The organism is Enterobacter sp. RHBSTW-00975, assembly GCF_013615235.1.
Classification (GTDB): domain Bacteria; phylum Pseudomonadota; class Gammaproteobacteria; order Enterobacterales; family Enterobacteriaceae; genus Enterobacter; species Enterobacter ludwigii.
Genome location: NZ_CP055883.1, coordinates 2,493,690 through 2,512,845 on the forward strand (window position 1 = coordinate 2,493,690; position 19,156 = coordinate 2,512,845).

Here is a 19,156-nt window from a genome sequence, read left to right on the forward strand (position 1 = left end):
ATGGTCGAAACCTTACTGGAAGTCCGTAACCTGAGTAAGACCTTTCGCTACCGTACCGGGCTGTTCCATCGTCAGACCGTTGAAGCCGTGAAGCCGCTCAGCTTTACCCTGCGCGAAAAACAGACGTTGGCGATCATCGGTGAGAACGGTTCCGGTAAATCCACGCTGGCGAAGATGCTGGCAGGCATGGTCGAACCCTCCGGCGGCGAAGTGCTGATAGATGACCATCCGCTGGAATTCGGCGATTACTCTTTCCGCAGCCAGCGTATCCGCATGATCTTCCAGGATCCGTCGACATCGCTCAACCCGCGTCAGCGTATTTCGCAAATCCTCGATTTTCCGCTGCGTCTGAATACCGATCTCGAGCCAGAAGCGCGACGCAAACGCGTTTTTGAAACCCTGCGGATGGTTGGGCTGCTGCCCGATCACGAGAGCTATTATCCGCACATGCTCGCCCCCGGCCAGAAACAGCGTCTTGGGCTCGCGCGTGCGCTGATATTGCGCCCGAAAGTGATTATCGCCGACGAAGCGCTCGCCTCGCTGGATATGTCGATGCGGTCGCAGTTAATTAACCTGATGCTCGAATTACAGGAAAAACAGGGTATCTCGTATATCTACGTGACCCAACATCTGGGGATGATGAAACACATCAGCGACCAGGTGATGGTCATGCATCAGGGTGAGGTTGTTGAACGTGGCAGTACCGCAGATGTTATGGCCTCTCCGCTTCATGAACTGACTAAGCGATTGATCGCCGGCCATTTCGGTGAAGCATTAACCGCGGACGCGTGGAGAAAAGACCGCTAGCGCGTTGGTGCAAGGGGCGGATTAACAACGCTCACCACACGCGAAATCCTCGCGGCGTTTTAACGCCCCTTATCCGACAAAAATGCCCCCGGCACCCCCGTTCCTTTAAGGGTTAAATAGCAGCTCGCGCGCGTTAACCCTTTCCTTTCACTGATGGCGTAACCCGCTTGCAAGCAGGACAAACACCTCAATCGCATGTGGCAACGTCTTCTGCGGATCCTCACTGGCGGCTATCAACAGTGCAGCATTGAGCGCAGCGCCATTTAACAGCTGTGCAGCGACGTTTGCATCCATGTCTTTCAGGACCTTGCGTTCAATCATTTTTTCTATGGTCTGACGGGTAGATTCCAGGCAGCTATTCTGGCTGGGCCAGTGGGCCGGGTCCCCCAGAACAGCCGGACCATCACGCAGTACAATACGCTGCACTTCCGGATCGAGCGCCATTTTGATGTAAGCGACGCCTTCGGCCAGTAGTCGCTCCCAGTCATTCTCGGCGCTGGCGGCAATTGCCTTCGCCTTTCGTGCCATTTCGCTGTCTATCTGGGCGACCACCGCAGCCAGCAAGCCTTTCTTGTCAGTGAAATTATGGTATAGCGCTCCACGTGTTAACCCCACGCTTGCGGTCAACTCATCCATGGAGGCTGCGGCATAGCCTTTCTCGGCAAAAGCTTTGCGCCCTGCCTGAATCATTTTTTCGCGATTTTCCTGGGCCGTTTCGGCACGGCTTTTTGCAGCCATAAGACGTCCTTGGTTACGTTGTGTTTTTCCGTTTGACATACGTGGCGTATGTGGTTTAGATTTTGACATACGCCACGTATGTTAATACGACCGCGTGATCTCAACAATACCCCCAATCGAAAAGGAAATGCCATGCACCCACGTGAACCTGTATTTCCCGCTAATCGTCATGCCCTCTATGAAGAACATGGCTATTCTGCTGCCATTCGCTCTGGCGATCTGTTATTTGTCTCAGGCCAGGTTGGAAGCCGCAGCGACGGCACACCTGAAACGGATTTCGGCGCTCAGGTACAACTGGCTTTTGATAATCTCCAGGCTACGCTTTCTGCCGCGGGATGTACGTTTGATGATGTGATCGACGTGACGACGTTTCATACCGATCCTGAAAATCAGTTTTCAACCATCATGGAAGCCAAAAAATTAGCGTTCCCCCGCCCCCCTTATCCGAACTGGACGGCTGTGGGGGTAAACTGGCTTGCGGGCTTTGATTTTGAAATTAAGGTCATTGCCAGAATCCCACCGCAATAAAGCGAGTATTCGGCATAATCCCCACCGGCAATTTATTAATTACGTCATGACGCCACACGCTGTAGATATCGAATGAAAGAAAGTATTAGTAAATATATTCTCACCTGGGTAGAGGAAAATAACTTTTCTATTTTACATATTGATCAACTGGTTAAAGATACCGGGTATAGCAGAAGAACCATCGAAACATGGTTTAAAGAGAAATATCACTTCTCTTTAGGTGAGTACATCCTAAGGAGAAGGCTGAGCCTTGCGGCCATCATGCTCAGAATGACATCGCTTCCCGTTACGGACATTGCTTATTTATTTCACTACCAAAGCAGCCAGGGGTTTTCAAGAGCCTTTAAAAAGATGACGGGACTCACCCCTTCTGAATACAGAAATGCAAAAGAGTGGGATTTTGATATCCTTCAGCCCTCATTTTTATTAGACGATCTTCAAACACCCAAAATAACACTCTGTGAACTCAATCAGATTTTTCCGTATACCCATGAGATTATAGAGCACGATCATCTTTTTGATACTGCGGTGCACGATGTCACTAAAAAAATCAAAAAACTCCTGCTTGAGAATCGCGATCGGATCCAACAGCTTGCCATAGTGCCGCGCCGACCAGAACGTCTGGGTAAAAGCCGTTCCTATCTGGTAGAAGTCTTAATTTCATATTGTTTAGACAGCACTAAAACAACAAAGAAAGACACACTTTTACTTACCGGAAAATATGCAAAAATGTCCTTTGAAGGCAGCTGGGAATGTTATAGCGCCTATAACAAAATTGCGTTTGTTAAGGCAATGGTGACGAACCGCCTGACGTTGCGCGATGGCATTCATTTAATGCGTTTTAACGCCTGCAGCGATGAGCGCGTTAACTTTGATATTTACATTCCTGTGTTATAACCCCGTTTTTTCTTGCGCGTAAATCACACCGCGGGAGGCGCGCAACGCCGGATCAGACCGACCCTGCGGCCTGTCTGCACACGGTTCTGTTTTTACCACCGTGCTTGGCCTCATACAGTGCTTCATCCACATCACGAATGATATCGCTACTGTTGACGTTTTCCTGAATGGCTGAGCACACGCCAATACTTAATGTTACCGTCAGGGGCACCGCGTACAGGTTACCCTGCCCGGTGCGTTGCTCAACATTCTTGCGAATACGTTCTGCGACGGCTACGGCCATACTCCTGTCCGTGTCGGGCAACAGCAGGCCAAACTCCTCACCTCCCAGTCTGGCAAAGACGTCGTTATCACGAATACTGTCTTTAATAATATCCACGACCGCCAGAATGACGCGGTCCCCCACAGGATGTCCCCAGGTGTCATTAATGGTCTTAAAGTTATCGATATCCAGCATCATAATGCTGGTGCCCTTTTCTGTTCTGAGCATGCGGAGCCGCTGAAGTGCCTCAAAAAAGTACTTGCGGTTGAAGATCTGTGTCAGGGGATCGCGGTTAACCCGATCGCCAAAAAATCTCAGCAAGCTGAAGACATGTAACAGTAAGGTACAGATAACAAATAGTTTACTGAACACTTCTACCGCCCGGCTGATATACCAGAGCGACAGGTTATACGTATCGAGTAAGAGCAGGAAAAAGTTATAGGTGATCGCAGAAAGGCACACCACGATGATGCTGTTCCAGACGCCAGATGAAAAGCGTGTCACGTAAGTCATGTAGCAGGCCAGGGCCGACCAGAGCACTATCAGAGCGTTAACGTAGCGGACATCCCAGACAGGATGATACTGATCGGGGCGATACGCGGCTATCGTTAATGTCCAGGTTGGATTGTAGCTGCTCAACGCATGGGCCAGCACCGGGAACATAACCAGTGGGATTAACGATATTAGCGCCAGCCAGACCTTATTCCGTAATGTGAACCGTCGCCGTGCCGTGTGTTTCTCCACCCATACAGCAAGCCCCAGCAAAAAAATAAAACTTAACTGGCGGAAAAAATAAAATACCGCCGTATCGTTAGTTTTTAGCGTATGGGTTAACCCTGCGTCTTCAGGAAGCTGAATGACGATAATCGTTTCTATGAAATAGATGAGACCGCTCAGAAACGCCATGCTCAGGATTAACAGGGATAAATGAGATCGGTCAGACGCATACTGCATCTGGATAAAAATAGAGATAATGGTATCCAGAAAAAATAGCGCAATCATGACGATCAAATAGGTTGTCATGGGTACCCTGAAACCTGGATTATCATTAACAAAAAAGGAGTTCACCGCGATCATCAGTGCAAACAGCAGCGCACCGGACAGCACGATCATTTTCTCAGCCAACGTAATGTTATTCATGTTCATTAATACCGCATAAATAAAAGACGTGAAACGGCAGAGCGATTTACACCATTCTCTGCTTAACATCGAGGGGCAAACCGGTCAGGCTTGCCACCCTCTTTTCAGATGCTTCAGTTAACCGACCTCAGTCTGTTGAAGTGGATTATCCCGGTCGATGTCGTACCGAACCGGGATATTCCCTACTGCGCTTTACTCACCAGTGAGATCACTCTTACCGGCAAGGCCAGAGGCAACGCTAGCGCCATGTGCTGACATTCACCACATCGCCGTGGCTATTGAAGTCTACATACAGCCGCTTATTGTTCTGAAACGTCTGATAAACCGATTCCGAAAGCGCAAGGCTCGTTGCCAGCTCCGTCTGGCCTGCCACATGAGAGGCAGGAACGGCGAGATTCTGGTGTCTATAGCGGTTATAAAAATAGTTCTTTTTGCTGAGCTTACCGTAGGCGCACCAGCTACCGTCATACCGCATAACGGCATATTTACCGGAAAAATGATATTCCTGTTTTTGGTGCGACGTATTATCCGGTGACAGATAATCAATTATGACTTCAGCCATGTTTTCCCGGCTTTTATCCAGGCCTTCTGGACGCCGTCCCCTGATGGCGATTTCTTTTACCTCCCTACGATGATCAAGCAAAAGTTTTCTCAGTCTTTTGGTCACATCCTGTATCGCAGGATTAAAAATATGATCATATTCCGTCAGGGTATCGTTATAGGAAAACGTCCGCGCCAGCCGACATATCTTCACGTCAGGTTTACGGAGCCCTTCTAATAACAGTGAAGGATGGTAACGCTGGAAGTCCCATATTTCATCGCTTCGATATTGAGACGGTGTTTTCCCGGTCAATTTCTTAAACGCGCGGGCAAAACCCTGTCCACTATGATACTGAAAAATGTGAGCGATTTCGGTGACCGGCAGAGACGTCATCCTTAATAAAGACGCGGTATAGCTCATTCGTCTCCTGAGCATATACTCACCCAGCGACTGGTGGTATTGGTGTTTAAACCAGATTTCGAGCGTCCTTCTGCTGTAACCCGTTTTTACGACCAGCCGATCGATATGCTCCAGAGATAAAATATTATCTTCAACCCAGTCTATAACGTGTTTGTTAATGATTTCTTTCATGTTTTGACTCTAACTGGATTGTAATACGTAAAATCCACTGAACGGATCATTTTGCGCAAAAACGCCCGCCTCTGGTTGGATGAGGCGAACCGGTCGCGCAGTGATATAATGGACGGATGCCTGTGAAACAGCGTGATAACGCGTTCGCTCACCCCCTTCCATGACATACGTCACGGGCTTTGAGCGAGAAATAGCGTGACACAAGGGGTATTGAGTGGGATATAATTTCGAGCTAATTTCGAATGACTTTGAAATGTTGCCTGTAATGCTATGATTTACAAGGCAAAAAATAAGCAATGAATATAAGGATTAAATCTATGGGTTTTCTTTCCGGTAAGCGCATTCTGGTAACTGGCGTTGCCAGCAAACTGTCCATCGCATACGGCATCGCACAGGCTATGCATCGCGAAGGCGCTGAGCTGGCGTTCACCTACCAGAACGACAAGCTGAAAGGCCGTGTAGAAGAGTTTGCCGCGCAGCTGGGTTCCAGCCTTGTTCTGGAATGCGACGTTGCACAAGACGAAAGCATCGATGGCATGTTTGCTGAACTGGCAAAAGCATGGCCGAAATTCGACGGTTTCGTTCACTCCATCGGCTTCGCTCCTGGCGATCAGCTGGACGGCGACTACGTGAACGCGGTAACCCGTGATGGCTTCAAAATCGCTCACGACATCAGCTCCTACAGCTTCGTGGCAATGGCTAAATCTTGCCGTGCGATGCTGAACCCAGGCGCAGCTCTGCTGACCCTGTCCTATCTGGGCGCAGAACGTGCTATCCCTAACTACAACGTTATGGGTCTGGCTAAAGCGTCTCTGGAAGCAAACGTCCGCTACATGGCGAACGCGATGGGTCCAGAAGGTGTGCGTGTGAACGCTATCTCCGCGGGTCCAATCCGTACCCTGGCAGCTTCCGGTATCAAAGATTTCCGTAAAATGCTGGCGCACTGCGAAGCGGTTACGCCGATTCGTCGTACCGTTACCATTGAAGATGTGGGTAACTCTGCAGCGTTCCTGTGCTCTGACCTTTCCGCGGGTATCTCCGGCGAAGTGGTTCACGTTGACGGCGGCTTCAACATCGCTGCAATGAACGAGCTGGAAATTAAATAAGCTGTGACTCTCTTCCCTCACGGGAAGAGAGTTTTCCTTCCTCCGCCCGACCCCTTCGTTATTCCGTTCAGCTATTTGTTATCACCTAACAATATTTTTCCCCACATCTGCCTTACGCCAGGATATTGATCGCCATTTTGAGATCAAGGAACGCCCATGGAACAACGCCGTTTTTCCGGCAAAGGCCACTGGTACCACGAAACCCAGTCAAACCACGCGCAGACAGATGTTCTGCCTCTGGTGCCCGAAGCCGCTAACGTCGACGATCGTTTTTTGCTCGATTTAGCCCTGCCTGACGAGATTGTCGCCGCCTGTACTGGCTGGCTCACCCCTGCCAGAACCTTATGCCACCTGTTGTTTCCGCTCTCAATCTCCGTTAACCGGCTGCATACGCTCAGCGCCTACGACAGATTGAGTACTGCATTAACGGTCGCGCAGGCCTGTGGCGTCCAACGGTTGTGTAACCACTATGCCGCCCTCCTCGCCCCGCTTCCCGGCCCTGACTCCTCACGCGAAAGTAACCGCCGCCTGGCACAAATCACCCAGTACGCCCGTCAGCTCGCCAGCTCACCTGATGTCATCGATGATAAAGCACAGCAGCAGCTTGATGAGGTGGGCCTGACAACCTACGACATGGTGCTTATTAATCAGATTATCGGCTTTATCGGTTTTCAGGCACGCGTGGTGGCCGTCTTTCAGGCCCTGCTGGGGCATCCTGTACGCTGGCTACCCGGCCACCATATTCAGCCGCACACGCTGCCAGCCGCTCCTGAATCCTGGGTGGCGCTTTTACCTGTCGTTGAACTGCGTTATGCCAGCGCGCATCAGCTTGAATCGCTTTCCCGCTGGCAGGCCGAACCCGCTCTTGAAGCGCTGACGCCGGTACTCAGCCATGAGCCCATCCTGCTCGACCTGACGGGTGAGATCCTGGTAAACAGCCATGATGATATTTCTCTTGATTCGCCGGCGCTTTCGGCGGCAATCGACTTGTTGACGCGTTCTCCGGACCGCTTCAGTGCCGCACAGTTCACCCCGCTCACTGAACAAGGACTGCCCGCGGTACGGGCGATAAAACTGCTCACCCGGAGCGCGATGGATGGCTGGCTTGAACGCCTGAAAGTCGCGTTTGGCAAAGGGGAATAACCATACTAATTACCCAAAGACCGCTTGCTGTGACAGTGAGAATCGCGTAAAACTGTCAGCCGCTCAATGGCTACGAAAATAGAACATTATGTTTCAGGACAACCCGCTGCTAGCGCAGCTTAAACAGCAACTGCATTCCCAGACGCCGCGTGCAGAAGGGGTCGTAAAAGCCACGGAAAAGGGCTTTGGCTTCCTTGAAGTTGATGCGCAGAAAAGCTACTTCATTCCGCCACCGCAAATGAAGAAAGTGATGCATGGCGACCGCATTACGGCCGTCATTCATACCGAAAAGGAACGAGAGTCCGCCGAGCCGGAAGAACTGATCGAACCGTTCCTGACCCGCTTCGTGGGCAAGGTCCAGCGAAAAGACGATCGTCTTTCTATCGTGCCGGATCATCCCCTGCTGAAAGATGCCATTCCTTGCCGCGCCGCCCGTGGTGTTGAGCATGATTTCAAAGAAGGTGACTGGGCCGTAGCAGAAATGCGCCGTCATCCTCTGAAAGGCGATCGTGGCTTTTATGCTGAACTGACCCAGTTCATCACCTTTGGCGACGACCATTTCGTGCCATGGTGGGTGACGCTTGCACGCCATAATCTTGAGAAAGAAGCGCCAGACGGCGTAGCGACTGAAATGCAGGACGAAGGCCTGACGCGTCGCGACCTCACTGCCCTGGAGTTTGTCACTATCGACAGCGCCAGCACAGAAGATATGGATGATGCGCTGTATGCGGAAGAGAGCGCTGATGGCAAATTGCATTTGACCGTCGCCATTGCCGATCCCACCGCCTGGATCGTTGAAGGCAGCAAGCTGGACGATATGGCAAAAGTCCGATCGTTCACTAACTACCTGCCGGGCTTCAACATCCCCATGTTGCCGCGCGAACTGTCTGATGACCTCTGCTCACTGCGTCCAAATGAAGTGCGTCCGGTCCTTGCCTGCCGCATGACCATCGCCGCCGATGGCGGGATCGAAGACGATATTGAATTTTTTGCCGCAACCATCGAATCGAAAGCCAAGCTGGCCTACGACAATGTTTCCGACTGGCTTGAGAATACCGGCACCTGGAAACCGGAATCAGACGCGATTGCCGCACAGATCCGCCTGCTGCACCGCATTTGTCTGAACCGCGGCGAGTGGCGTAAAACCCATGCGCTGGTCTTTAAGGATCGTCCGGACTATCGCTTTGTGCTGGGTGAGAAAGGCGAAGTGCTGAATATCGTGGCTGAACCGCGTCGCATTGCGAACCGCATTGTTGAAGAAGCGATGATTTCTGCCAACATTTGTGCCGCTCGCGTCCTGCGTGACAAGCTGGGCTTTGGTATTTACAACGTCCACACCGGTTTTGATCCGGCCAATACCGAAGCGCTGGCGGCTCTGCTGAAGAACCACGATGTGCACGTTGACCCTGAAGAAGTGCTGACGTTGCAGGGCTTCTGTAAGCTGCGCCGCGAGCTGGATGCACAGCCATCCGGTTTCCTCGACAGCCGTATCCGTCGCTTCCAGTCCTTTGCTGAAATCAGCACCGAGCCGGGTCCACACTTTGGCCTCGGCCTGGAAGCCTACGCGACCTGGACGTCACCTATTCGTAAGTATGGCGACATGGTCAACCACCGTCTGCTGAAGGCGATCATTAAGGGTGAGTCCATTGCGCGTCCGCAAAATGACACCACCCTGCAGATGGCCGAACGACGTCGCCTGAACCGTATGGCGGAACGTGACGTGGGAGACTGGCTGTACGCACGCTACCTGCAGGATAAAGCGGGTACAGATACTCGCTTCGCCGCAGAAATCATTGATATCAGCCGGGGCGGTATGCGCGTTCGCCTGGTGGATAACGGTGCCGTCGCCTTTATCCCTGCCCCGTTCCTGCATGCCGTCCGTGACGAACTGGTCTGCAGCCAGGAAAATGGTACTGTGCAAATCAAAGGTGAAACAGTTTACAAAGTCACAGACGTGATTGACGTACACATCGCTGAAGTTCGTATGGAAACCCGCAGCGTTATCGCGCGCCCGGTCGCCTGATAACCGCTTAAACTGTCGGCCGTTTCCCTTCGGGAAGCGCCGACAATTTTTCTTTTGAACCCCCGCCGCAAAATCATTATTTTTTCGTACTATTTTCAGCGTCTTCCCGCCCAAAATTGCCATAATTATCTACAGTAAAAGAGTGCCGTTATATTCGGTTACGTGAATTTTTATACAATAAATATCCTTTTTCGCCAGACGCGTTTTTTATAAGAAAACCGGGAAAAAACACGACGTTCATTTTGGGGTTGCCGCTGTTTCACAACGGAAAAGTCGACGGCAAATGAATGATTTGTGCGCTAATGAGCAGCTGCGGGAGAAAACATGATGGACGATCTGGAGCAGAATTTGCTGTTTCGTTACATGGGTACGCATAGCCCCTGGTGGCGAATGACAGCTGACAGCAACGCTCTGCACCTTGCCGCCAGCGAAAATGCCGATGTGACTGAGGTGGTGGCGCTGGATGATGAACAAGCCGAACTCATCCGCCAGTTAACCGTCATTACTTCCAGCATCTCCATGACGCTCTCGTTGTACGGCGAAGATGTCCCGGTTCATCTTGTGGGGCGCAAAATAACCCGAAATGAATGGGCCGGCACCGCGTCAGCGTGGAACGATACGCCCTCCGTGGCTCGTGACTTGGCTCAGGGCCTCTCTTTTGCTGAGCAGGTTGTCTCTGAAGCCAACTCCGTCATCGTTATTCTCGATCATAACGGTAATATTCAGCGTTTTAACCGGCTGAGTGAAGAATATACCGGTCTGAAAGAACAAGAAGTTATTGGCCAGAACGTGTTCAAGCTGTTTATGAGCCGCAGCGAAGCGGCAGCTTCAAAGCGCAATATCACCGGTTTTTTTCGCAACGGCAGCTCCTACGAGGTCGAACGCTGGATCAAAACGCGTAAAGGGCAACGGCTGTTTTTGTTCAGAAACAAGTTTGTTCATAGCGGCAGCGGCAAAAATGAAATTTTCCTTATCTGTTCCGGCACCGACATTACCGAGGAGCGCCGCGCCCAGGAGCGTCTGCGCGTGCTGGCCAATACCGACACCATTACCGGTTTGCCAAACCGTAACGCGATCCACGAACTGATTTCAGATGCCATCGCCAGCCGCGGTGAAACGCAGGTCGGCGTGGTGTATCTCGACCTGGACAACTTTAAAAAGGTCAACGACGCCTACGGGCATATGTTTGGCGACCAGCTATTGCAGGCTGTCGCTCTGGCCATTCTGAGCTGTCTGGATGACGGTCAGGTGCTGGCGCGACTCGGTGGTGATGAGTTTATTGTCATGGCCACAGATACCTCTCAGGGCTCTCTGGAAGCGATGGCGTCGCGGATCTTAACCCGTCTGCGCCAGCCGTTCAGAATCGGCCTGATAGAAATCTACACCGGTTGCTCGCTCGGTATCGCCCTCGCCCCCCAGCACGGTAACGACAGGGAAAGCGTCATCCGTAATGCCGATACCGCCATGTACACGGCGAAAGAGAATGGCCGGGGCAAGTTCTGCGTCTTCTCACCTGAGATGAACCAGCGCGTATTTGAATATCTCTGGCTGGATACCAACCTGCGTAAAGCGCTGGATAACGATCAGCTTCTGATTCACTACCAGCCTAAAATTACCTGGCGGGGTGAAATCCGAAGTCTGGAAGCGCTGGTGCGCTGGCAGTCGCCGGAGCGCGGTTTGATCCCGCCACTGGAGTTTATCTCTTATGCCGAAGAGTCGGGATTGATTGTCCCGCTGGGCCGCTGGGTGATGCTTGATGTGGTGCGCCAGGTGGCTAAATGGCGCGATAAGGGGATTAACCTGCGCGTGGCGGTCAACGTCTCCGCACGTCAGCTGGCCGACCAGACCATTTTCAGCGATTTAAAGCAGGCGCTGAAGGATCTGGATTTTGAATACTGCCCTATCGACGTTGAACTCACGGAAAGCTGCCTTATCGAAAACGAAGAGCTAGCGCTCTCTGTGATCCAGCAGTTCAGCAAACTTGGCGCGCAAATTCATCTTGATGATTTCGGTACCGGCTACTCGTCTCTGTCGCAACTGGCGCGGTTTCCTATCGACGCCATTAAACTCGATCAATCCTTCGTCAGGGATATACATAAACAATCGATCTCCCAGTCTCTGGTGCGGGCCATCGTCGCGGTGGCACAGGCCTTAAACCTGCAGGTCATTGCTGAAGGGGTCGAGAGCGCGAAAGAAGACGCCTTTCTGACCAAGAACGGCGTCAACGAACGGCAGGGCTTTCTCTTCGCTAAGCCAATGCCCGCTGCCGCATTCGAGCGATGGCTAAAGCGATATCAGTCGCGAAAACAACGTTAACTGGCTTTGCGTAATGCCCCATGATGGCGGTTTTGCAGCATCACCAGACGCTCCATGTAGGCGATATCTTTTGGCTCGAGGCAAAACGCCGCATCAACCCAGTCTTCCGTGATATCCATCAGTTCACTGCGCGGCAGTTGCAGTACCCGGGTTCGGGCGCGCAACATCGCCCTTACCCCGTTCAGTTTCGGCCGCAGCGTGTCGATGAAGGTTCTGACGGAGACGTAGCTCTGCCCGGGCTCAAACAGCACATCGACCAATCCATGTTGTTCGTACCATTCTGCCGTATGCGACTCTCCCTTGTAGATGAGTTCTTCCGCCAGTTTCATCCCTGCCCGACGTGCGACCAGCGAATATGCCCCCATGCCCGGGAACAGGTTGAAGGCAATTTCCGGGAAGCCCAGACGGGCATCGCGCTGAGATAGAACAAAATGGTGTGCCAGCGCAGCCTCAAACCCACCGCCTAGCGCGCTGCCTTCAACCAGTGCCAGAGAGACCGCGCCCGTATCAAACCCCCGCGACGCTGCGTGCACACAGTCGACGCAGGCACGTGCATACGCGCGTAACGCTTCACGCCGTCCATTTTGAATGCACTCTACGAAGAATTGTAAATCGCCTCCCGCATTATACATTTCAGGAACCAGTGACCCGGTTACCCAAAAATCGACAAGATACCCGGACTGGCGAACCAGCCAGGAGAGGTTCATGATCTCCTCAATTAACGCATGATTAAAACAAGGACGAGGTTGCGCCCGCAGCATCATCCAGATGGTGTGCCGCTCTTCCTCGTAGTAGGCTGACAACTGTGTGAAACGTTCAGTATCGGTAAACAGGGTGCAGGTAGGCTGGTTGATAACTGTCATAGTCTAATTCCTCACAGAAAAAGCGCCTTGCGCGCAGTTTTAGACTAATCCACTCATTAAGCCCGCAGCATGTGGGGGAATAAATTTATCACTTTCATTTATGTGATTTAGTTATTGCATTTTTTCCCTTCTCTTTTGATCCCATTTTCTGCATCATTGAAAATATTACCTTTTCGCACCTGGGGTGAGATTATGTCTACTATTGATGCACAAGCTGTAGCACAACGTATTGATACCGTGCTGGATATCCTGGTGGCAGGCGATTATCACTCGGCGATCCGTAATCTGGAGATCCTGAAGTCTGAACTTCTTGCTCAGAAGGGTGCTGAAAACGCGCCTGAGAACGGACAGCCAAAAGCGCCGTGGGAAGTTTGATCCTGCTGTTTTCGAACCTGTTTCGCTTTATTAATTGGATGCTATGAATTCCCGACAACAAATCATTTTGCAGATGGTCATTGACCAGGGACGCGTCAGCGTAGTCGATCTCGCTAAAACCACCGGCGTTTCAGAAGTCACCATCCGCCAGGATCTTAACCTGCTGGAGAAACAGAGCTACCTGCGTCGTGCGCATGGATATGCGGTCCCGCTCGATAGCGAGGACGTTGAGACGCGCATGATGAACAACTACGCCCTGAAGCGTGAGCTGGCGGAGTTTGCCGCGTCTTTAGTTAACAATGGCGAGACGGTGTTTATCGAAAACGGCAGTAGCAATGCCTTACTGGCGCGCACGCTTGCCGAACAGAAAGACGTTACTATCATCACGGTCAGTAGCTATATCGCGCACCTGCTCAAAGAGACCCGCTGCGAGGTGATCCTGCTGGGCGGCATTTACCAGAAAAAAAGCGAAAGCATGGTTGGCCCCCTGACCCGCCAGTATGTTCAGCAGGTCCATTTCAGTAAGGCCTTTATTGGTATTGATGGCTGGCAGCCAGAAACGGGCTTCACCGGCCGCGATATGATGCGTTCTGATGTGGTGAATGCGGTGCTGGAAAAAGAGTGTGAGGCCATTGTGCTGACTGACAGCTCAAAATTTGGCGCCGTTCACCCTTATACCATGGGGCCAGTCTCTCGCTTTAGCCGTGTAATTACCGACGAACGTTTGAGCGATGAGCATCGTATTAAACTGGAAGATGACGGTCTTATCGTCAATATTATTAAAAAGTCGTCCTGAGTCCTTTAAGCGCCCGAATGTCGGGCGCCTATGTCCCTACTGTCTGAGATGATTCCTAACCCTCCTTTAAGAGTTTTTACCTGTTTAACCCGCCTTAAAGTCGTAAAATTAATGTTAGCGATATAACAGGAAGTGACTATCACCTGCGTGATTACGTAACGCCTGCGCGACCAGCTTTCACGGAAAACAGTTTTTAAGTATTCAATTCGTCTATACTTAAAGCGTAGCTCTTTCCGTGAATCGATAATTCAGGAGAAAGTATTATGACCTTAACCAGCAAAAAATTAGCCGCCGCTGTTCTGGCAATCACTGTAGCAATGTCCCTGAGCGCTTGCTCTAACTGGTCTAAACGTGACCGCAACACCGCAATTGGTGCCGGTGCTGGTGCTCTGGGCGGTGCGGTATTAACAGATGGTAGTACGCTGGGTACATTAGGTGGCGCTGCTGTCGGTGGTATTATCGGTCACCAGGTCGGCAAATAATTATTAAATAAGCCTTCACCGGTACTGCGATATTAGAACGCATTTCAGGTCTGACTTGCGCACGTAAAAAAAAGAGCCACGGCAAATGCCGTGGCTCATCTATTTTAGCCGCCCGCCAGTTTCACTTTCATGCCTTTGGCTTCGAGCAGGGATTTAATTAAATCACGTTTATCGCCCTGGATTTCGATAATACCGTCTTTCACGGCACCACCGCAGCCACATTTCTTTTTCAGATCGGCGGCCAGCTTAACCAGTTCCGCGTCGTCAAGATCAATGCCGGAGATAAGGCATACGCCCTTACCTTTACGCCCACTGGTTTGACGCTGGATACGAACAATACCGTCCCCCTTCGGGCGCTCGGCTTTCGCTTTTGGTTCGTCTATACGCCCACTTTCTGTTGAGTAGACCAGACGACTGTTTGAATCAGTCATTATGCCCCCTTTTTCAGTGATGCATTGATCGCTTTGAGCGTCTCTGACGGGTTAGCAGACTGCGTCACAGGACGCCCAATGACCATATAGTCTACCCCTGCCGCCAGCGCCTGTTCAGGCGTCATAATGCGACGCTGATCGCCTGCCTCGCTGCCGACCGGGCGGATACCTGGGGTAACGAGTTTGAAAGCCTGGCCCAGTTCTGATTTGAAACGCACGGCTTCCTGCGCGGAACAGACGACACCATCAAGCCCGCAATTTTGCGTCAGGCGCGCGAGACGCTCTGCATACTCAGCAGGTGACAACGTCACGCCGAGATCGCGTAAATCACTCTCATCCATACTGGTCAGCACGGTAACCGCAATCAGCAACGGTGCGTCGCTGCCGAACGGCAGGAGCGCTTCACGGGCCGCGGTCATCATTCTTGCCCCACCCGATGCATGCACATTGACCATCCACACCCCCAGTTCTGCAGCAGCAGCCACGGCGTGCGCGGTGGTATTCGGGATATCGTGGAATTTAAGGTCGAGGAAAACGTCAAAACCGCGCTGTTGCAGGTCGCGTACGATTTGCGGTCCAAACAGCGTGAACATCTCTTTGCCAACTTTCAGACGGCAGTCGCGAGGGTCTATACCGTCGACAAAGGCCAGTGCCGCGTCACGTTTATTGTAATCAAGCGCAACAACAACAGGAGAATCAGTATTTACGCGGGAAGCGGAGGAAGTAACAGACGTCATGACCAGCCCTTTTCGTCTATGGGCGCGCAGCGGCGCGGAACAGATAAACGGCGAGCATTCTACCTGCCAGCACTGCAAATTGACAGGATCGATTTACTCTCCTGCCTGGCCGGCAAACCGCACGGACTCAACGGCTTCTGAAAACCCATCAGTATGTTGTAACTAAAATAGAGCGTTTTTAAAAATTACTGCCCATCAAGGCCACGGATTGGCTTGATGGTGGACCATGCCCGGCATGAAGGACAGTGCCAGTACAGTGTATACGCCGTAAACCCACACTTCTGGCAACGATAGCGCGGTTTGCTTCGTACCTGCTCGCCTACCATGTCGCGCAGTACCATCAGGCTCTCTTTGGCGCGCCCTTCCTCTGCATCGTTGAGGTGGTAGTCCATCAGCTTATGGAATACCCGCATGGTCGGATGACGCTGCAGCTGACGCGTAATATAGACCTGCGCGGTATCACTGCCCTCATACTGCTCAACCACGTCCGAGAGCATCAGTTCGGCAGTCGCGCCGGTGTTCTCTTCCACGCAACGACGCAGGAACGCCACCCATTCATCCTGCTTATCCAGTTGTTGGTAGCAGGTTTGCAGCATGTCGAGTGTTTCACTGACCAGCTCTTTATCCTGGTCAATAACTCGCAACAGGCTCTCTACAGCTTTGGCATAGTCGCCATTTGCCATAAATACCCGCCCCATCATGATGGAGATACGTGCGCTGTTACGGTCAGCGGCGGCACCCTTTTTAAGCAACGCCATGGCTTTGTCCATGTCGTCGTTGCCCATTTGCTGAAGGGCCAGTTCACAGTAGAAGTGGGCTATCTCAACTCGCTGCTTATCTTTGCCCAGCTTCACCAGACGCTCGGCCGTATCAATGGCTTTCTGCCAGTCACTGGTGGCCTGATAAATCTGCAGCAGCTGCTGCAAGGCACTGACGCGGAAATCCGTTTCATCCACCAGCTGCGAGAACATGTCTTCTGCACGGTCGTACAGCCCCGCCGCCATGTAATCACGGCCCAGCTGTTGTACCGCCAGCAGGCGTTGATCGTAGGTCAACGAGGCGCTTTCCATAAGGGTCTGGTGAATACGAATGGCGCGGTCAACCTCGCCGCGCGAGCGGAACAGGTTTCCCAGGGTGAGATGCGCTTCAACGGTGCCCGTATCCTCTTTGAGCATATCGAGGAACAGGTCTACTGCTTTGTCCTGTTGATTGCTCAGGAGGAAGTTCACCCCAGCAACGTAGTCGCGGGAGAGTCGGTTAGCCTCATCCTGTTTTGTTTGTTGCGCACTTCTGCGGCCCATATACCAGCCATAGGCTGCGGCTACAGGCAAAAGCAGAAACAACAACTCCAGCATAGTCGATTATTCCTTGACGACCGGCACACCAGAGCTTTCCGGAATGTCGGACGCAGGTGCAATTTGATGTTCGAGTCGTTTAATTTTACGTTCAGCGCGCGCAAGTGAAACACGAACTTTCAACCAGAAAAGACCGCATACCAGCCAGCCAATCGCAAAGCCCGCGGCGAATAAAACCGCCAGAAGGCTCGATACACGATACTCGCCCTGCGCCAGCAGATAGTTAAACGTCACCTGTTGATCGTTTTGTGCACCCAATGTGACTGAAATGACAAAAATCGCCAATACCAGTAAGAAAATGAGTAAATATTTCACATTACTTCCCGTTATGTGGTTCAAGCGAATAAAGTGTGTTCAACTCGCCGCAATCAGCCTTATAAACTACCATTTTAGTGACGGGCGCGAAACGGAAAAAGTGACGCGCCAGTCATGGATTTATGGGCAAAACACGGAATATCAACCGTCAGGCGTCGCTTTGGTCCCTTTCGGCGATCTCTTCTTCCTCGACAGGCGGTGGCGTTAACGGACCGCAGATGCGTTCAGCAAGCCATGTTGCCAGCGTCACAAGCAGCCATGAGATCAGCGTAGCCACCACCAAATCCCGCGGCCAGTGCATCCCCAGCAGCAAACGACTGCCCATCACCCCTGTGGCCCAGACCAGTAAAATCGCGATCGTGACAGTACGTCGCCGTGGCCAAAGCAGCCCTACTCCCAGTAACGCCCAGCTGGCGGCAAACATGGTATGGCCGGAAGGAAAAGCAAACCCGGTCTCTTTTTGCCAGTGTTTACGTAAGAACTTCGGGATATCCTGCTGTTCCGCAAGCTGTTCTTTGACCAGCGCACCACGATCTTTACGTTTTAAATTGTAGAACTCATCCACCGGAACATGGTGCGCTTTTTCCAGCCAGACGACAAAAGGACGCGGCTCCTGGACATGATCTTTAACCCAGGACTTCACGCCCTGACCGATGAGGATCGCCCCACCCAGTATCGCAAAGAGCATCAGCGCCGCACGCAGACGAAAGCGCAAACACCACAGAAACCAGGCGCAAAGGATCACATGCGTGATAATTCCCCACGGCTGGGTGACCGTCTCCGTTATCCAGTATAATGTTTTCAGCCATGTGGCGTTCTGCCCCGGCTGCCACATCCAGCCTGAGACCCATACGGCCAGCGGCATAATAAGTAGAATGGCCGCACCTGCTGCCGTACGTCTGGCGATTGAAAGCATGTCTTCTCCTTTTTCGCTAAGCACCACAATCATAACTGAAATTCATCTGTTGGGTGGATATGTCGGATCGTGCGTTTAACGTCCATATAGCATGGCGCCCATTAGGCGAACGTGCTGAGCTTGTGGCAAAATGAACAGATACAGAAAGCCAAACAGGCGAAAGGCACGAAACGTGTCAGCCTACTCTGGAGAATCACATGCAGCTTAAACGTGTGGCAGAAGCCAAACTGCCAACCCCATGGGGCGATTTCCTGATGGTGGGATTTGAAGAACTGGCAACCGGACAGGATCATGTCGCGCTGGTGTTCGGTGACATTTCAGGACAGACGCCGGTACTCTCTCGCGTACATTCGGAGTGTCTGACTGGCGATGCCTTGTTCAGCCTGCGCTGTGATTGCGGTTTCCAGCTTGAAGCAGCCCTTTCTCACATCGCTGAAGAAGGTCGTGGGGTGCTGCTTTATCACCGTCAGGAAGGTCGTAATATTGGCCTGCTGAATAAAATCCGCGCCTACGCGCTGCAGGATCAGGGATACGATACGGTTGAAGCGAACCACCAGCTCGGGTTTGCCGCCGATGAGCGCGACTTTACCCTGTGCGCCGATATGTTCAAGCTTCTTGGGGTAGATGAGGTCCGTCTGCTGACCAATAACCCGAAAAAGGTGGAAATCCTGACCGAAGCGGGGATCAATATCGTCGAACGTGTTCCGCTGATTGTCGGCCGTAACCCGAAAAACGCCCACTATCTTGATACCAAAGCCGCCAAAATGGGTCACCTCCTGAGCGAGTGATCGCGA

Annotated in this window: 20 protein-coding genes; 11 read left to right on the top strand and 9 right to left on the bottom strand. The window is 52.0% G+C overall.

What is annotated here, in order from left to right:
* Entirely contained in the window at positions 1-807 is an 807-nt protein-coding gene (sapF, locus tag HV340_RS11940) for a putrescine export ABC transporter ATP-binding protein SapF (RefSeq protein WP_014170351.1), read from the top strand.
* Positions 808-954: 147 nt separating this feature from the next.
* Here sapF and HV340_RS11945 read toward each other — a convergent pair whose 3' ends face one another.
* Positions 955-1,545 (bottom strand): TetR/AcrR family transcriptional regulator, encoded by a 591-nt coding sequence (locus tag HV340_RS11945; protein ID WP_020882452.1) that lies wholly within the window; start codon positions 1,543-1,545, stop codon positions 955-957.
* A gap of 132 nt (positions 1,546-1,677) precedes the next feature.
* Here HV340_RS11945 and HV340_RS11950 point away from each other — a divergent pair, with 132 nt between their 5' ends.
* Positions 1,678-2,073 carry a RidA family protein gene (locus HV340_RS11950; protein ID WP_020882451.1) on the top strand — a complete coding sequence of 132 codons (396 nt, stop codon included), beginning with the start codon at positions 1,678-1,680 and terminating at the stop codon, positions 2,071-2,073.
* A 72-nt stretch (positions 2,074-2,145) separates the two neighbouring features.
* Positions 2,146-2,970, top strand: a complete 825-nt coding sequence (locus tag HV340_RS11955) for a helix-turn-helix domain-containing protein (RefSeq protein ID WP_059306890.1) — start codon at positions 2,146-2,148, stop codon at positions 2,968-2,970.
* 52 nt (positions 2,971-3,022) lie between these two features.
* Here the strand turns inward: HV340_RS11955 and HV340_RS11960 are convergent, their stop codons facing one another.
* Both HV340_RS11960 and HV340_RS11965 read right to left on the bottom strand, forming a co-directional pair.
* Entirely contained in the window at positions 3,023-4,372 is a 1,350-nt protein-coding gene (locus HV340_RS11960; protein ID WP_047744895.1) for a GGDEF domain-containing protein, read from the bottom strand.
* Between the two features lie 238 nt (positions 4,373-4,610).
* On the bottom strand, positions 4,611-5,504 hold the full coding sequence (locus tag HV340_RS11965; protein ID WP_059306889.1) for a helix-turn-helix domain-containing protein: 894 nt from the start codon (positions 5,502-5,504) through the stop codon (positions 4,611-4,613).
* Between the two features lie 317 nt (positions 5,505-5,821).
* Between HV340_RS11965 and fabI the strand changes: the two genes are divergently transcribed.
* The 4 genes from fabI to pdeR all read left to right on the top strand — a co-directional run bounded on the left by fabI (position 5,822) and on the right by pdeR (position 12,092).
* Complete coding sequence (gene fabI, locus HV340_RS11970; RefSeq protein WP_020882447.1) at positions 5,822-6,610, top strand: enoyl-ACP reductase FabI; 789 nt, start codon at positions 5,822-5,824, stop codon at positions 6,608-6,610.
* A gap of 156 nt (positions 6,611-6,766) precedes the next feature.
* Positions 6,767-7,753: an oxidoreductase gene (locus tag HV340_RS11975; protein ID WP_014170359.1), complete on the top strand. Its 987-nt coding sequence runs from the start codon at positions 6,767-6,769 to the stop codon at positions 7,751-7,753.
* Positions 7,754-7,841: 88 nt separating this feature from the next.
* Positions 7,842-9,776, top strand: coding sequence for an exoribonuclease II (locus HV340_RS11980; RefSeq protein ID WP_059306770.1), 1,935 nt, complete (start codon positions 7,842-7,844; stop codon positions 9,774-9,776).
* A 324-nt stretch (positions 9,777-10,100) separates the two neighbouring features.
* Complete coding sequence (gene pdeR / locus HV340_RS11985; protein WP_025204002.1) at positions 10,101-12,092, top strand: cyclic di-GMP phosphodiesterase; 1,992 nt, start codon at positions 10,101-10,103, stop codon at positions 12,090-12,092.
* Here pdeR and HV340_RS11990 read toward each other — a convergent pair.
* A complete protein-coding gene (locus HV340_RS11990) occupies positions 12,089-12,955 on the bottom strand; it encodes a crotonase/enoyl-CoA hydratase family protein (RefSeq protein ID WP_059306769.1) in 867 nt (288 codons plus the stop codon). The two genes, pdeR and HV340_RS11990, sit on opposite strands and share 4 nt — an antisense overlap.
* Positions 12,956-13,147: 192 nt before the next feature.
* Between HV340_RS11990 and HV340_RS11995 the strand changes: the two genes are divergently transcribed.
* The 3 genes from HV340_RS11995 (at position 13,148) to osmB (ending at position 14,608) form a co-directional block, all read left to right on the top strand.
* Positions 13,148-13,330, top strand: coding sequence for a hypothetical protein (locus HV340_RS11995; protein ID WP_025204000.1), 183 nt, complete (start codon positions 13,148-13,150; stop codon positions 13,328-13,330).
* 43 nt (positions 13,331-13,373) lie between these two features.
* Positions 13,374-14,126, top strand: a complete 753-nt coding sequence (locus tag HV340_RS12000) for a DNA-binding transcriptional regulator YciT (protein WP_020882444.1) — start codon at positions 13,374-13,376, stop codon at positions 14,124-14,126.
* A 263-nt stretch (positions 14,127-14,389) separates the two neighbouring features.
* Positions 14,390-14,608: an osmotically-inducible lipoprotein OsmB gene (osmB, locus tag HV340_RS12005; protein WP_008501216.1), complete on the top strand. Its 219-nt coding sequence runs from the start codon at positions 14,390-14,392 to the stop codon at positions 14,606-14,608.
* A 104-nt stretch (positions 14,609-14,712) separates the two neighbouring features.
* Here osmB and yciH read toward each other — a convergent pair whose 3' ends face one another.
* The 5 genes from yciH to pgpB form a co-directional block, all read right to left on the bottom strand.
* A complete protein-coding gene (gene yciH / locus HV340_RS12010) occupies positions 14,713-15,039 on the bottom strand; it encodes a stress response translation initiation inhibitor YciH (protein WP_014170365.1) in 327 nt (108 codons plus the stop codon).
* Positions 15,039-15,776 (bottom strand): orotidine-5'-phosphate decarboxylase, encoded by a 738-nt coding sequence (gene pyrF / locus HV340_RS12015; protein ID WP_059306768.1) that lies wholly within the window; start codon positions 15,774-15,776, stop codon positions 15,039-15,041. The genes yciH and pyrF overlap by 1 nt, the downstream gene beginning before the upstream one ends.
* A gap of 185 nt (positions 15,777-15,961) precedes the next feature.
* Positions 15,962-17,131: a lipopolysaccharide assembly protein LapB gene (gene lapB, locus HV340_RS12020; RefSeq protein ID WP_014170367.1), complete on the bottom strand. Its 1,170-nt coding sequence runs from the start codon at positions 17,129-17,131 to the stop codon at positions 15,962-15,964.
* 6 nt (positions 17,132-17,137) lie between these two features.
* On the bottom strand, positions 17,138-17,446 hold the full coding sequence (locus tag HV340_RS12025; RefSeq protein WP_013096374.1) for a LapA family protein: 309 nt from the start codon (positions 17,444-17,446) through the stop codon (positions 17,138-17,140).
* A 148-nt stretch (positions 17,447-17,594) separates the two neighbouring features.
* Positions 17,595-18,362 (bottom strand): phosphatidylglycerophosphatase B, encoded by a 768-nt coding sequence (gene pgpB, locus HV340_RS12030; protein WP_020882442.1) that lies wholly within the window; start codon positions 18,360-18,362, stop codon positions 17,595-17,597.
* 197 nt (positions 18,363-18,559) lie between these two features.
* Here pgpB and ribA point away from each other — a divergent pair, with 197 nt between their 5' ends.
* On the top strand, positions 18,560-19,150 hold the full coding sequence (gene ribA / locus HV340_RS12035; RefSeq protein ID WP_003856813.1) for a GTP cyclohydrolase II: 591 nt from the start codon (positions 18,560-18,562) through the stop codon (positions 19,148-19,150).
* The last annotated feature ends 6 nt before the right edge of the window (positions 19,151-19,156 follow it).